This is a genomic window from Lachnoanaerobaculum sp. Marseille-Q4761, from assembly GCF_017565785.1.
Lineage (GTDB): Bacteria > Bacillota > Clostridia > Lachnospirales > Lachnospiraceae > Lachnoanaerobaculum.
The window spans coordinates 241,978-258,408 of sequence record NZ_JAGEKB010000003.1; the positions used below are offsets into that span (position 1 = coordinate 241,978).

The 16,431-nt window shown below is 34.2% G+C and carries 13 protein-coding genes; 2 read left to right on the forward strand and 11 right to left on the reverse strand.

The annotated features are described in order from the left end of the window. Positions 1-202: 202 nt before the first annotated feature. The 11 genes from J4O15_RS12305 to J4O15_RS12355 form a co-directional block, all read right to left on the reverse strand. The gene (locus J4O15_RS12305; RefSeq protein WP_208100973.1) at positions 203-880 is read right to left on the reverse strand and encodes an MgtC/SapB family protein; all 678 of its coding nucleotides are present in this window, start codon (positions 878-880) and stop codon (positions 203-205) included. A 17-nt stretch (positions 881-897) separates the two neighbouring features. Further along, the gene (locus J4O15_RS12310; protein ID WP_208100974.1) at positions 898-1,959 is read right to left on the reverse strand and encodes a hypothetical protein; all 1,062 of its coding nucleotides are present in this window, start codon (positions 1,957-1,959) and stop codon (positions 898-900) included. A gap of 20 nt (positions 1,960-1,979) precedes the next feature. After that, positions 1,980-4,163, reverse strand: a complete 2,184-nt coding sequence (locus J4O15_RS12315; protein ID WP_208100975.1) for an extracellular solute-binding protein — start codon at positions 4,161-4,163, stop codon at positions 1,980-1,982. 29 nt (positions 4,164-4,192) lie between these two features. After that, complete coding sequence (locus J4O15_RS12320; RefSeq protein ID WP_208100976.1) at positions 4,193-5,023, reverse strand: glycerophosphodiester phosphodiesterase family protein; 831 nt, start codon at positions 5,021-5,023, stop codon at positions 4,193-4,195. A gap of 25 nt (positions 5,024-5,048) precedes the next feature. Beyond that, entirely contained in the window at positions 5,049-5,738 is a 690-nt protein-coding gene (locus tag J4O15_RS12325; protein ID WP_007592448.1) for an MBL fold metallo-hydrolase, read from the reverse strand. Positions 5,739-5,778: 40 nt separating this feature from the next. Next, positions 5,779-6,735 (reverse strand): metallophosphoesterase family protein, encoded by a 957-nt coding sequence (locus J4O15_RS12330; RefSeq protein ID WP_330638812.1) that lies wholly within the window; start codon positions 6,733-6,735, stop codon positions 5,779-5,781. 39 nt (positions 6,736-6,774) lie between these two features. After that, the gene (locus tag J4O15_RS12335; RefSeq protein ID WP_208100978.1) at positions 6,775-7,635 is read right to left on the reverse strand and encodes a carbohydrate ABC transporter permease; all 861 of its coding nucleotides are present in this window, start codon (positions 7,633-7,635) and stop codon (positions 6,775-6,777) included. 11 nt (positions 7,636-7,646) lie between these two features. After that, positions 7,647-8,540, reverse strand: coding sequence for a carbohydrate ABC transporter permease (locus J4O15_RS12340; RefSeq protein ID WP_208100979.1), 894 nt, complete (start codon positions 8,538-8,540; stop codon positions 7,647-7,649). 74 nt (positions 8,541-8,614) lie between these two features. Then, on the reverse strand, positions 8,615-9,940 hold the full coding sequence (locus J4O15_RS12345) for an ABC transporter substrate-binding protein (RefSeq protein ID WP_208100980.1): 1,326 nt from the start codon (positions 9,938-9,940) through the stop codon (positions 8,615-8,617). Positions 9,941-10,380: 440 nt separating this feature from the next. Beyond that, positions 10,381-12,669, reverse strand: a complete 2,289-nt coding sequence (locus J4O15_RS12350; RefSeq protein ID WP_208100981.1) for a glycoside hydrolase family 2 protein — start codon at positions 12,667-12,669, stop codon at positions 10,381-10,383. Positions 12,670-12,697: 28 nt separating this feature from the next. Then, a complete protein-coding gene (locus J4O15_RS12355) occupies positions 12,698-14,161 on the reverse strand; it encodes an MFS transporter (protein WP_208100982.1) in 1,464 nt (487 codons plus the stop codon). A gap of 141 nt (positions 14,162-14,302) precedes the next feature. Between J4O15_RS12355 and J4O15_RS12360 the strand changes: the two genes are divergently transcribed. Both J4O15_RS12360 and J4O15_RS12365 read left to right on the forward strand, forming a co-directional pair. Beyond that, positions 14,303-15,019 (forward strand): helix-turn-helix transcriptional regulator, encoded by a 717-nt coding sequence (locus J4O15_RS12360; RefSeq protein ID WP_208100983.1) that lies wholly within the window; start codon positions 14,303-14,305, stop codon positions 15,017-15,019. A 192-nt stretch (positions 15,020-15,211) separates the two neighbouring features. Beyond that, positions 15,212-16,387, forward strand: a complete 1,176-nt coding sequence (locus J4O15_RS12365) for a ribose-phosphate pyrophosphokinase (RefSeq protein ID WP_208100984.1) — start codon at positions 15,212-15,214, stop codon at positions 16,385-16,387. Positions 16,388-16,431: the final 44 nt, after the last annotated feature.

Consider the following 16,431-nt stretch of genomic DNA (forward strand, 5'->3'; position numbering starts at 1 on the left):
ATCTGTAAACAGCAAATGACATCTACTACTATAACGGAAAAAGCCACGAGATACGAGCTCGTGGCTTTCTTATTGTAGCACTATCCGACTACATATCTTAACTTCATTTGCCTCTTTCAGTCTAACATATTAAATTTTAGATTTCAATATCTTATTTTTTATTTCATATAACATCCATTATGTCATTAAACATTTTTGTTCTCTAAACCTCATATGACAACAAATTTTCTATTCCCACAATTTTTTCTGTAAAATCATCCCTTTCCATATTTCTTGGAAGTACAGTTTCACATTTCATTTGAAATTTTTTTTCTCCCTTTCTTTCAATCTTTATCATACTTACTTCAATACCAATTGCCTCAAGTTTTTGAACTATAGTTTCTACATCCTCTTTTTTGTCTCCAACCAAAAACATTACCTTTGCTCTTAACGGATCTTTTAGTATTTCGAGTTTTCTATGGAATAAGCACTGCATAAGAAGTATAAGAATTGTACCTTCAAAACCCAGTACATACATTCTTGCACCTATAGCCATACCAATGCCTACTGTCATCCATATTCCGGCAGCTGTTGTCATACCTCGAACAAGACCTTGTTTACTGATAAAAATCAATCCTCCTCCAAGTATGCCTATGCCTGATATAATTCCTGCTGCAACTCTGGATATATCTACACTTACACCTTCAATAGATATAACGTCTAAAAAACCGTATTTTGATACAATCATCATAAGTGCAGATGCTACGGATACTATGAAATGTGTTCTTACTCCGGCAGACTTCATTCTACTCTGTCGTTCCACACCTAAAGCTGTACCACAAAGTCCGGCACATATAAGCTGAAATAAAAAAATACTATCATTTATTACATATTTTTCCATTTAGCATCTCCTTATATTTATATACTATCGACACATTCAACTTTTTTGATGTTTCCCGTATATTGATCATATTCGATAATCTCTTTATAAGAATCTTGAATACAATCGCTGTTATTCCATAATAACTTAATCTGTCCATTATCAGTGTCATTTTTTATGGTAATATTACCAATATACCTTTCATCACAATATACTTTTACACCGTCTTCCATACTATAAGGGGCAATTTTATAGGTATTTCCACCGGGAGAAGTAAGCTCCATACCTCCATCTTCTACCAGTCTAAAAGCAATTACATCCGCACCGTACATATCAACCATCTTGCACCATTCTAAAGTCTGATACTTTCTGCATACTCCACTTATTCCGTCAATATAAGTTACATTTGACTCCATCTTTCCTTCTTTATCAATGTATATATGAGGTGCCTGTGAGCCACAAAAATATGGCCATCTGAATATCAAATGCCAATGCGGTGGATAATCAGGGTGTAACTCATTACAAGTTTCAAATCCAAGAAGCAATATATATCCGAGATGATTGTCATGCAAATATTTTCCTATACCCATATGCCTTAAGACTTCTCTTGCCGCAAATGTATAGTGAACCGAAGCATCGATTTGAGTTTGCGGATATGTATCTTTATCATATTTTCCCGCACACCTTCCAATATCGTTCTCTTCAACTCTAAGAGTAATGCCGTCTTCTCTTAAAATACTATGTGCATATAATGTTCTTGTCGGACCAAGAAGTCCACTAATTTCAATTTGAAATATATATTTGTTATTACTGTGATCAAATGCTATATATTTGCCTTCACATAATATATACTTTATTTCATATTCTTCACTGTCTTCTACGTCTATAGAAATCAAGCAAGCATCCTTTAAGATAAAATGCTTTATATAAATTACAATTTCTCCATCTGTTTCATAATATAAACCGTTTTCTTTTGTAATCTCACATTCAAAATCTGCACTTATATTAATCTTCGGTATTCCAAATATACCTTTTTTATTTTTAATAAATCTTATTGCTGTATATCTATATTTACTTGATTTATAAGGAAAATCAGACATTTAAAGCCTCCCTCTGCATATTAAAGTTTTTTCTTTTTCAAATTTTTATAATCGGTCATAGCAGTTTCAAGTATTTCATCAATATCTAAATGCTCCATTATACCTTTTTTTATTGCCACACCTAGTAAATTCTGCAACTCTTTTAATCCAATATTATCTCCATCTACTATAGGATAGTAGTTGGTCTGAGCATTTTTAAAACATTTTTTTGCATAATCAAGCCATGGATAAGCATCATTTACTTCAGCATCATCATATGCCTTTTTTTTTGCAGACATACCGCCAAGTAATACAGTAGCTGTACCTATATCATCTCGACTAATCCATTTCAAAAAGTCTAAAGCAATATCCTTATTTTTTGAATATTTAGAAATACCAAGAACACTACCACCAAGCATAGGATTATCTCCGGGTACAATAGACCACCCTATTTTCCCTCTAATCTTTGAGTCGGGTCCGACAAATCCACTAACATGGTTTATCATATAAATACCCATTGCCGTATCACCTTCCGCAAACTCCTGAGCTGAATCTGTCCACCAATTGTGCTCTATTTTTGAGGAACAATTCCAAGAGTCTTTAGTTTCTCTTAATGCATCTCTTGCTGCCTCAGTATTTAAAAGAATATTTCCATTTTCATCAAATAATCTTTTTGAATGACTAAAATATCGCATCAAAAATTCAACACCGACAGTTCCGTGTTCTCCTGATGTAAAGCTGCAACCATACTTAATCGGAGATTCATTGTTAAATTCATTTGTAAAAAAATACGCAATACGATTATACTCTTCAAAGGTCTTTGGAACCTCTAATGATTTCTTGTACATCTCATAATATAATCTTTTTAATCTTGTATCTTCAAACAAATCCTTTCTATAAAACAGTAATTGAATACTTGGTGTTCCCGGTAATGCATAAATATCACCATCAAGATAAGAATAATTTTTTAGTGCATTAGGCAAAAAACCGTCTAAGCTGTTACCGATATTGGATTCTATGTTTGTAAGTGGCACAAATACCGATTTAGCTAAAACCGGAAACCAATCCTTATCCATACGAACTATATCATATGACAGTTCCGCCCCCCTGTTTTTTACCAGTTTATACATACTTTCATAGTCTGATTCTGTTATTCTTATCTTTATTCCGGTATTAAATTCATATAAATTTACCACTGTCTTAAGTGCTCGTGTAGTAGGGCTTGCAATAGATAAAATATTCAATACATTTTCTTCATTTTTTGAATTTATTTTTGGCCAATCTGAAAATCCTTTTGATTCTATAATCAGTTCATTTCTATTTTCCCAGTTACGGTTTATTAGATATGAAGCGGCATCTATACCCATTTTTCTATAGTCTATTTCATACCTAATAATATCTCTTTCAGGAATAGTATATACAGGAGAAAGTGAAAAAATATCTACCGGCTTATTTCTATAGAAGTTTTGATATACACTTTTTACCGTTTGAGCCAATGATATACTGTCAGTAATGACTGCATCAGGTTGCATATGAGTAAAAACTCTCACTACATTCTGATATTTGCACTGCTCAGTAGTAACTCTCTCATATACTTCTGATATTTTATCTGATTTTCCAATACTTTCTAAAAATGAATTACGAAAGTCCATTTTCCCTGAATATGTAAGAGGTCCTGTTAAAAGAGCAACTTTTTCATAATTACCTTGCAATATTTTTTTTGCAATCTCCTTTCCGGCCTCTATATCATCATACCCGATAAACTTACAACTGTATGGCTGTTTATTAGATATAAAAATAACATCTTTATTTGAAAATCCTGCTTCATAGTAAGCCTCACTTCCATCTGATATGGATGTAAAAACAGCTACTCCCTCCGTCATTCTGGATTTAATTTTCTGAATCTGCTTCCTCTCATAATCATCATCATCATTTGTAATGTATAAATCTACTGTATATTCTTTTCTTTCCGCATAATCTTTAAAACTGGAAAAAAAATCTATGTATGTTTTATCATATAAATTTGGAACTACAACTGCTAAAATCTTTGCAGTACCCTTTCTGAGGTTTTGAGCCTTTTCATTTATAACATAGCCCATATCCTCAACTGCTTTCATTACTCTACGTATTTTATCACTGCTTACATTATCTTTCCCGTTTAAAACATTTGAAACGGTTGCCTGTGATACTTTTGCCACCTTGGCTATATCTTTTATAGTTGCCATTTTCTATACTCCAATCTGATTTGTAAGTATTAATGGTTTATTCCTCTATCCTTTAAATACTTACAGCATTGATATGTCCAATCAGTTTGAATTATATCAAAGCCATGGTCAACTAACCACCCCCATCCTTTATCCGGATCATCAATCATTGAGACATCATCCGTATGCCCGGCTGAAAGAGGTATTTTATAATTGTATAATACTGCATTCCCCCATAAAGTCTTGCCCCTCTTCTTCATACTCTCTATATATTCAGGTTGTATCACAGGGGACTCTTCTGTTTTAAACACAAGTTCAGCACCGATATAATTTATATTCATTTTTTCAATTATCTCAGAAGCATTATCTTCTTCCATATATATCGGCATAAACATATAATCAGGTGCCACATCTTCAATTATCTTTAAAACACTTGGAATCGGGGCATGTTTAAGTAAAACCTGATCTTTCATGTTATGTCTTTCAACTACTTTTATGACATCGGGGATACAGTCCCCAATGCGATCAAGATTTAAAATACAACGTCCCTTAAAATGCTCTAATATATCGTCAAAAGAATTTATTCCCCATTGTGTAGGATTGAAATCAACATTGATAAGGCGAAGTTTTTTTATTTCTTCACTGTCCAGTTTTGTAAGATCAATGTTTTTATTAAGTTGATACGGTTCTTTACCTGTATGAAAAATAAATATTTTACCATCAGTACTTTTAAAAAGATCCATCTCTAAAATTGATGCACCGCCTTTTAGAGCGATATCAAATGCAGGTATTGTATTACAAGGAATATTGGAACCTGCCGCTCCACGATGAGCCACAATCTGTACATTATCATTATTGTATAAATGAAGTGTATTTTTCATTCTAACTTACCTCCGGCATTCCAATTTATACTATCTTCGGAACACGAAATCCTGCTTTAACAATATCATCTTCAATATCATCTCCTAAATGCATGCAATAAACACGTTGTCTTTCTTCATACGGAATAATCTCGCATAATTTCTTAAGAGAAAAATGTGATGTACTGTCTGTATCTAGGAATGTACATTCTTGATACATAGTCTTTATTTCTCCTGATAGAAAGGCATTTAAAATATCAGACGGAACATTGCTTGTATCACCACTGTAGTATATCTTTTCTCCATTACATTCAAAAATAAATCCGCAACATAACATATCTGTAGCATGGATTTCTCTCTTCACATAAATAGATAATCCGATCGCTTCGCATTCTTTGAAGTCTGTTGTGAAATTATATTTATCAGTGTGAACTCCACTTTGAGCCAATATATTCACAATGGTATTTTCCTCAGCTGCCAATAATACTTTTTTATCAAGTACATTTTTACAAAAAGAAAGAAAAGATCCCAGACTACCGATATGATCAGCATGAAGGTGTGTAAGCAGTACAACTATATTATCATAATCATATATTTCATTACGTGAAAACATAGCTCTAAAAGTACTCTCTCCACAGTCTATTAAGTATAGACAGTTATCATGCTCAAAAAATGCACAATTACTTCCCAGTACAGGATAATATGCCGCTCCTATTCCGGTGAATTTTAATTCCATTTTATCTCCTTATTTTCCTATACTAAAATTTTTATATAAATCACCATAAGATTTCTCTATCTTGTACAGATGCACTCAAATCCTCATCACACCCCATATCCAACGGACTTGGCTTTATAAACTCTCCCGATTTTCCTTTAATATAAGCCCCTTTGCTATTTAATTCTACTATTGCATACAGAGGGCTCTTATATGGAAATGTATATTGAAGATTTGGAAAAGCCTCTTCTATTTCATCTGAAAATCTATGTTTTGCAAACTTTGTCCCGATCCAATGATTTGACATACTGTTTAGAGTATAGTAATACACTCCTTTATCACATTCCAATCTATCTACATGTATATGTCCATTTATACAAAGTCTAACTTTTTTACCGTTTCTATTTGCCTTTATGAATAAATTTGAAAGTTCGTCAGCATTTTTTATACCTCTGGAGCCTTCATTTAGAGGTTGATGCGAAAATATTATTTTAGGCATATCAGATTCCAACAGTTCTTTTTCAATCCATTCCATTTGTTCAGAATCAATATATGGTAAATCATCAGAATCAAAATAATCCCCATAATAATAATCTTTAAGTTCTCCGGTCTTCGTTTTAAAATTATTACCGTCAAGCACTAAGAATTTCCAATCTTTACATATGAAAGAGTAATATCTCTTATCCATTCCATAGAGCTTCATCGCCTGTTCCTTTGAGCAAAAATCAAACTCATGATTTCCAAGTACATGATAATGTGGTTTGGAAAATTTATTAAATTTCTCCAAGAGTTCAATTTTAGGTACATCAGCCGGTACTCTCATCGCATTTTTAAGATTTATAGGCATATTCTTTTCTGAACATAGGCATTTACTTGTATCCTCCGGGTAACAAAAATCTCCCAGTTGAATGATAAAGTCAACATCTTCTTTCTTCATTTGTTCTATGAATGTATCCAGTCGTATTCTTCCATCATGCATAATATCAAGATGTAAATCAGTAAAAATCCCAAATTTCACATTACTATAATGCATTTTGTCACCTCAATTATTATTAAATTAACCCTTAACACCACCTGATGTCACCCCTGCCACAATTTTATCGGAAAGGAATAGGTATATAATTACAGTTGGCATAAATACAATTACTACAGATGCAAACATTCCGGCCCAATCACCTGATTGCATCATTGATTGCACAGTCTGATAAAGACCTACACCTACAGGGCGAAGTTCAGATTTATTGGCAAAAATCAACGCCATAAAATATTCATTCCATCTGCTTATAAAGTTAAAAATTGTTACTGTCATAATAGCAGGTTGTGCCAATGGAAACATAATTCTCCAAAAGCATTGTATCGGACCACATCCGTCTATTGCCGCAGCCTCTTCATAAACATCAGATATTCCTTGAAAAAATGCCATTAGAAAAAATGTTGTGTATGGTACTGAAGTTGCCGTATATATAAAGATCAAAGTCAAGTGTGTTCCACTCAATTTTAATGTACTGACAATTGAAAATAGCGGCATAACAATCATAATACCGGGAATTCCAAGAGCTGTAATAATACTCTTTTTAATCAAACCGTTAAATTTAAACTTAAATCTGGTAAGGCAATATGCTGCAGGTGCACTCACTATAATAGTAAGGATACATGACGGTACTGTATAAATCACTGAATTTAAAAGATTCATCAATGCCTTATTTCTAAAGAAAGCTTTAGTATAATTTTCAAAATGTAAACCGGTAGATAATACATTTCCTGTAAAAACCTCTTTTGTTGACGAAAGTGAAGCTGCAATAATCCAGCCAATCATAAATATTGTAAAAAATGCCCAAATAATTCCAATAATGTAACTAGGTAATAAAGTAACTTCTTTTCTCCATCTGAAATCGGACTTTCTTTTATTATTCTTCATCACTTCACCTCCTATATCTCATAGTTATCATCTTTAATTGCATGATTTAGAATCATTGACACAATGACTACGATAACTGTCATTAGCACTGCCGCGGCGGCAGCCATTCCTGCATTTACCGACTCTGAGGCTACTTCCGTTCCAAACAAAGTCTGATATGTAAATAGCATAGGTGTATATGTATTTACACCTGAGAAAACTTGTGATAAGGCAAAGAATCCCATAGTTCTTGTTGTCCACAATACTATTGCAGTCCTCAAAACACCTTTTGTCAAAGGGAAAATAATATGTCTAAAGCGTTGAAATCCTGTAATTCCCTCTAATGATGCCGCTTCAAAGTAATCTTGCGGTATCTTTTCAATTCCTGCTATGAACATCATCATAAAGTATCCTACATTACCGAATACATTTGCAATACACATTGAGAAAAACATATGATCGGAATTTAGCCATTGATAATCTGCTAAAGCTTTTAATCCAAGTCTTGCAAACATAGTTGTAAGAAGTCCAAATCTGCTATTGTATACGTAAAGTAACCACATATAACCTACTGCAATAGCTGCAATTACATTTGGAAGGTAAACTATGGTTCTAAAAAACTTTTTGAATCGAATATCCTTTGTGAACGCCAGTGCAAACAACATAGATAAAACCATTGTAGCAATACCGTTGTAAATCCATATTTTTAGAATATTTACCATGGATCTAACAAATAAAGGTGTTTTAAATAACTTAAAAAAATTTCCAAAACCAACAAATTTCCAGTCCATTAGCGGAGTAGTTACACTCTTTACCTTAAACAAACTCATGGCAATAGTTCTTAATGTCGGATATAAAAATATAAATACCATAAGTACTACAGCCGGTAACATAAACGTAATAATCGACCTTTTCGTCTGCTTCATAAAATCCTCCTTATGAAAAAATGTAAAGGCAAGATGCCTTTACATTTTAGCAATGATTTTATCACTGATATATACTAGAACTTGGATGCCATTTCAACAAATTCTTCTGCTGTAATACTTCCACCCATCAGCTTTAAACAAGCATCCGCAATAATCTGCTTACTGTTACTATTTAAGATAAGCGCTGTCTGTGACGGATATCTGTTTGTATATTTTGATATAACTTGTTGTGCATCTTTTAAACTATCCGGCCATACACCGTCAACACCAACCGGAATAGCATTTGCCATATCGGAAAATTTCTGGTCAAACGCTGTAGTTACATAAACTCCAAAAGCTGCTGCCGCCTTAGCTTCTTCCTCTGTTGCATCCTTATTGATTGCAATACCATAGCTGCTGTAGCATCCTGATGTCTGATCATCAACCCCACCTTCTACAGTTGGGAATGCAAAAGAACCCCATTTGAAATCATCCGGTGTTGACTCTTTTACTTCGTTAGGAAGCCATGTTCCATTGATGTACATTGCTATTTTTTCATTTATAACCATACTTTGCTGTGCATTCGGATATGTATTTGTTTCTATAACCGGATCAAAGTATCCCTTCTTTGCCATATCCTCAATAGCCTTAGCCGCCTCTAATACCTTCGGATTACTCCAGGCTGACGGATCATTGCTCAATTTTGCGACCTCATCATTACCCATTAAGCGGCTCATATAATATCCAACCCAACTGGTAGCATAACCGCTGTCTGTAGTAACCGGAGTATATCCTTTTGCTTTGATTTTTTCGCAAGCATCCATAAATTCTGTCCAGGTTTCAGGATATTTTGTTATCCCACAATCATCAAATATGTTTTTATTGCAGAAAATCATAAATGCCTGCGGTGCGTAAGGAAAATATGAATACTTTCCATCAAAAAGCTTAGCAGACAATCCCGACATACTTGGCATAATTCTATCAACATACTTCTCTCCACCTGTTGATTCATATGACTCTTCAAAATAAGGTGTAAGATCCATTGTCATTTCAGACCACATAGACTTAATATTATCAGCATTAGCATCCATCATTGTAACCTTTGTTCCTGCCGATACTGCTGAGCCAACCAGGTTTCTGTTATCACGACCGTTAAATGTAAAATTAATTTTGACACCCGGATTAGCTTTCATAAATTCATCTGCTGCTTCCCTTAATGCATCTGCTTGAGCTTCAGTTTCACTCCAACTTGACCAATACTCAATGTCTGCGTTTAGTTTTGCATCACCACTTTCCGTATTATCTGCACCGGATTCTACTGACTTTGTAGTCTCCTCTACCGGCTTAGACGAACCGCTACCACAAGCCACCAGTGACATCCCCATTGCTACCGATAATGCAGCTGCTAACACTTTTCTCATAATTTTCCTCCTATAAAATCAAGGTTCATTTATTTATTGACTTTATTATAACGTTTAAATTGAAACGTGTCAATATTTTTCAATATCATATTATAAGCTACGTTTAGTGACATCATGTTCAATATAAAATACCTCTTTTCATTGTCTATTTATGACAGTAATAAAGCCATTTTAGAGATTATTTTAAGAGTAGAATTATAAAGTTATATGGCGTTAAACTTTTATGTTTATAGCAAATGTAAATAACTCTTATCAATTGAAAACAAAAAAGTGTCTAGTTGCAGCTGCAATGACACCTCTGTAATATTTAATTATTAATTTATATTAAGTTACAATTATAAAACCAAGGCTCCACTTAAATATGATGTAGATACGCAAAAAAGCCCCAAATTTTGAGGCTTTTATATAGATTGTTTTTTAATATTGTTTCGCTTAGTATATTATTTTCTGATTTCCTGCAATTTCTTATTTATAAGTGCAAATACCTTATCCGTATCTACTTTTTCAGGATTAAAGAATGCTGCCATTTCATCAACCTGCATGCCGCCCATTATACCCAGCATACTCTTTTTCGTCTTCATAGTTCCAAACTGATTTATTATAGATACAAGTATATCTCCGGCTTCATCATTTCTGATTACATCATCTACGGTATCCTTTATACTGAAAAATTCCGGCTTAAACTCAAGTTTGCCTGCTTCAAGGTTTTCCTTATCAATATCATCAAACCAGTTCTTAACACCGTCCTCTTCCTCTTTTTCAACAGGCTTTACATATCCTGCAAAAGGTTTCTCCTCTCTGATAAATGTGGTTCTGTCAACTACTTCTTCATCTAAGTTTACACCTACCGCCTTTATATAATTGCTGCCCATATTAAGACTTACATTCTCAAATATAAAGATTTTATCACCTTCCTTTTCACCAAGGTCCACACCGTTTACAAACAGTCTAACCTTTGGCATATTTGAATAGATCTTTACATTTATTTTTTCAGCACATCTTATTGCAAATCTCTTGCTTGTAATATGAACAAATGACTCATCTGACCAATAAGCTTTGTATAAATAGAATGAATCCTTCTTTATTTTTCTGTCTATAGTTACAAGACCTTTATTGTTTCTGCCTTGAACACCGCCCTCATCTCTGGCATCACAACCGAAATCAAACATATTCCAGATATATGAGCCCCAGATCTCAGGTCTTTCACTAAGTAATTTTGCCATATGCTCATGATACTCAGCCTGATACTCCTCGGTGTAATCCTTACATGCAGGGGTATTGGAATGCCAGCTTATAATGCCCTCACAGCCGTATTCTGAAAGTCCTACAGCCCTGTTTGGATGCATAGCTCTAAACTTATCAAACCATACTTCATTATCTGTATACTTCCCGCCATACCATCCATAATAAAGGTTATAAGCCAAAATATCCGTTATCTGATTATGTTCGGATTCCATAGGAAGCATTGATACCTGAGCCATTGTTGTAAGTCTTGTTTTATCAATACTCTTTACAAGTTCATCAAGTTCTCTTAAATTATCTGTAAGTCCCGGTATATCTCCGGCAATTGTTATTTCATTTGAAATTCCCCAGAAAAATATACTGCTGTGATTATAATTTTGATAAATAAGCTCTTTCATCTGCTCCATAGCATTCTCATGTGCCTTTGGATCCTTATTCATTCTTGATATAAAAGGAATCTCAGCCCATACTATAAGACCGTATCTGTCACAAAGCTCATAAAAATAATCATCTTGCTGATAATGTGCCAGTCTTACAGTATTTGCACCTACATCAAGTATCAGATCCAAATCGTCAAAATGATCGATTTGATCAAGTGCATTTCCATTGCCCAGTCTGTCTTGATGTCTGCTGACACCTCTAAGAGGGAAGCTCCTTCCATTCAGGAAAAATCCCTTATCCGGATCTACATAGTACTCTCTGATACCGTGATTTACCTCTACATCATCAAGTACTTCATTATGTCTTACAAGTTTAATACTCAAATCATACAGGAATGGATCCTCGATACCGTTCCAAAGACGGGGATTGTCTATCTTAAGGCTTAGCTTTGTTATCTTCTTTGCAGGTGCGACAACAAAGCCTACATCATCATAACTGTCATTATCTCTTACCTCAACCATAACCATGTCTGATTCGTCCGGATCTTTTACATAAGCGGTAATATCTATTATTGCATCTTCACCGTCCAACTTTGAAGTAACAGCCACTCCGCTACCTGCATAATACTCTATATCAAATCTTGTCTTAGGTACCGATATCAGACTCACATCTCTGTAAATACCGCCATAGAATGTAAAATCAGCCATCTGAGGATATACATCCGAACTGTTGGTATTATCCACTTCCACAGCAAGAACAATGGATTTCTTATTTTCAAAAAATCTTGTAATATTAACTCTGAATCTTGAATATCCACCTCTATGTTCCTGTACAAACTCTCCGTCAATATATACTCTTGCAACGGAATTTACTCCTCCAAAGCTTAAAATAAATTCACTATCGGGAGAAACCAAAGGTCTTTCCAATCTTTTTACATACACAGCCTTTCCCTTGTAATAGTCATTGCCGCCGTCCTGTCCGTCAAAGGCATTATAAGTATGTGGCAGGTTTATTCTGTCCCAGCTCTCATCAGCCGGTAAGACATTTGGAATTTCTTCAGTCTTTTTAAACATCCAGCCTTCCATTACATTTTCTATTATTCTCATATATTCCCTCCTAAAATATTATCAATTTTTATGCTTGCTCAGCTTCCGTCCTTTTCTTTATTTCAGCAATCTCATCCTGTATACTTTCCATCTTTTCCTTTGTAAGAGGATAGAACTTCATAGCAATAAGATTACATACAAGTCCGATTATAAGCAGTCCGTACATACAAAACATCGCCACAGCCTTTAATGCCCCTGATGAAGGTGTGTCTACTGTAGGCAGCACTTCCTTAAATCCTATAGCCGCACAGCTAAGACCTACAATTGTAGCTCCCAGTGATGAAATAAGCTTATCAACAAATGAGAAAAGTGTTCCCATAAGTCCCGGAACATACTTTCCTGAACGATATACCTCATAGTCCGCACAATCCGCAGTCATAGGTATTACAATATTTCCTGAAACTCCTGTAAAGCCCTTCATAAGCAGGAAAAGCACTAAAAATACTATTGTAAATACATTCCATCCCTTAAAGCCCTCTCCGGGTAAGCTTAAAGTAGTAGGATCTAAAACATAGAATGCTATTATTGAAAGTACACAGGTCACCAGACCTCCTATTGTACCGAAAAGCATTGCCTTTCTCTGTCCAAGATATCTTGCTATATAACCCACACCGAAAAAGAGCATAAGTGCTGTAGGTATTGCAGTGTAAGCCGCTACCTGACCGCCTGCTGCAGTATTACCGCAAACTATTGCATATACCATAATTACTACTACGGCATTTGACTGTGTAGTAAGTGCAAGCTTATCTGTAGATGCCGATACTACAAGCATCTGTATAGCCCTGTTCTTTGATAAAACTTCCCAATAATCTCTAAGTCTGATCTTTGTAGGCGTTCCAAGACCGAAGAACTCTGTTCTGTCCTTTGACGATATTGCAAATATTGCAATAATTGTAAATACTGCAGATATGCTTGCGGTTATCATCCAAAACTCATGGAAAAAATCCGTATTAAACTCACCGTACTTCGGTATAAGCTTTTGAAATACAAGTACAGGTACGGCTGCAAAGAGTATAGTATTATAAATACCGTCAAAAATTGTAAACATAGGTCTTTGCTTAGGATCATTTGTTAAACATGTCTGTGCAGATTTTGTAACAACACATTGGAATGTATACCCTATAATATAGATCATGTATAAAAGAATAAATACAGTAAGCCTTGATCTTTCAGGTGCCTTATGTGTCATATGCACTATAAGAAATGAAAATATAGCCAGTATTATATTTCCTATAAGCATAAAAGGTCTGTTTTTACCGAATTTAGAATCTGTTTTGTCTACAACATATCCTATAAAAGGATCTGTAACACCGTCCCAGATTCTCATATTCATAACTATTGTGGATGCCGCAACTACTCCTACTCCCACAAATCCTACCAAATAGTAACTGATAAAGTTCATAAAAAATAAATACAAATTAGTGGCAGTGTTATTTAATGCAAAACCTCCTATTTGCCATAACTTTGCCCTATGTATTCCTTGATGGTTCATAAAACACCTCCATATTATTGCTTTAACTAGATATTATATTAAATCAGAAAAATTAAAAAGTGAGCCGATATCTTTAAAATAGCATAATATTATGGTATTCTTATTCAGTAGATGTATTTTAGGCTAAAATATCGGAGAATTATGAAATATCAAATTTATAAAGATAATGATCTTTTATCAATAAAAAACATTGAAGAAATATATGAAATAGAAGAAAACTTTTTACAGGAACTATCTTCAGGAGATTTTTCCAAAGCCATGAATGCATACGAAATTTTTACTTCTGTAAAGCCTGACGGAAGAAGCGGTGACTCTTTTCATGATGCCTATTATCTGGCAATTGTACTAGGAACCCTTTGCAGAAAAACATTACAATACAGAAACAAGGTTCATCCTTATTATTTGGATTCCATTTCCAGGGAAATGTCTATAGAACTTTTTAATACAAAAACCATAAATGATATAAATGCAGTTATAAGAAAGTATATAAAAAAGTATTGTCTGCTCGCCAGAAATCACTCTCTGCATCAATATACCGAGATTGTAAATAAAACTGTTTCATATATTGAGTTAAATTATACTGACGAACTGAGTCTTTCAAGTCTTGCCGGTCATTTTCATGTCAGCAAAAACTATCTGAGTGCGGTGTTTAAAAAGCAAATCGGTAAGACTGTAACTGAATATATTCATGATGTAAGGCTTGATAAGGCAATATTTTTTTTAAATACCACCAAGCTTCCTATACATAATATTGCCATGCTCTGCGGTTACACGGACAGCAATTATTTTTGCAGAATTTTTAAAAATCAGCATAAAATATCTCCGGGACAATACAGAAATAAACTTTTACATCAATAGATACAATCATTGTGAGTTTTTATATAAATTTCATCTGAAATTTAATATTTTATAGTCAGGAGTTTGAAGGCTATTTTGTTGACTTAATATTTTTAATAGTGTATAGTGTCTTCGTAAATGAATAATTACATTTGTAATAGTTGAAAGTTCTTTCTTTAACTATTGACAATCTTAAGTACCTAGGAGAAAGAAATGCCGAACAATTTTGTTTTTAGAGATCAACTGCCTGTAGCACCCTTAAAAATTGCCGCACTTGAAAGTTGCTATGATTTCGCAAAAAAAATCAATGATTATATAGTGGAATTTAGAAGAAATGATACTACCGAACTTATGAACAGTAAGGTGGATTTGCATTACAGAGGTTATGACTGTGATAATTATCTTCTGGATATAGCCTGTCCGAGATTCGGTTCAGGTGAAGCTAAAGGAGTTATAAAAGAATCGATTCGCGGTACGGATGTATTTGTAATGGTTGATGTATTAAACCATTCACTAAGCTATAAACTCAACGGTTTTACAAATTATATGTCCCCGGATGATCATTATCAGGATTTAAAAAGAATCGTCAGTGCCAGTATTTCCAATGCAAAAAGAGTTAATGTAATTATGCCATTCCTCTATGAGAGCAGACAGCATAAAAAGACCAAGAGAGAGTCTCTTGACTGTGCACTTGCACTTGCAGAGCTTGCTGATATGGGAGTGAGCAATATTATCACATTTGATGCACATGATCCGAGAGTCCAAAACTCAATTCCTCTTACAGGATTTGATAATTTTATGCCTACATATCAGTTTGTAAAATCATTATTCCAAAATGTATCCGATTTAAAAGTAAATAAAGATGATATGATGGTAATAAGCCCTGATGAGGGAGCTATGAGCAGAGCCGTATATCTTGCAAATAACCTCGGTGTTGATATGGGTATGTTTTATAAGAGGCGTGATTATTCCAGAGTAATTGACGGAAGAAACCCTATAGTTGCTCATGAATTTTTGGGAAGCAGTGTTGCAGGTAAGGATGTTATCATAATGGATGATATGATATCTTCAGGTGAGAGTATGCTTGATACCGCTAAGGAATTAAAAAAGAGAAATGCCAAAAGAATCATCATCTGTGCAACTTTCGGACTGTTTACAAACGGACTTGAAAAATTCGATGAGTTCCATAATCTCGGACTTATCGATTATGTTTGCACCACTAATGTACATTATAGAAATCCTGAGCTTCTTACAAAGCCTTGGTATCTGGAAGCTGATTTGACAAAGTATCTTGCCGCCATTATAAACTCCTATAACCATGATGTTTCAATAGGCAAGAGCCTTTCACCTACAGTTAAAATACAAAATTTTGTATCAAAATATAAATAATACAAAGACCGGCAGTTTGGAAATCACCAATCTGTCGGTCTTTT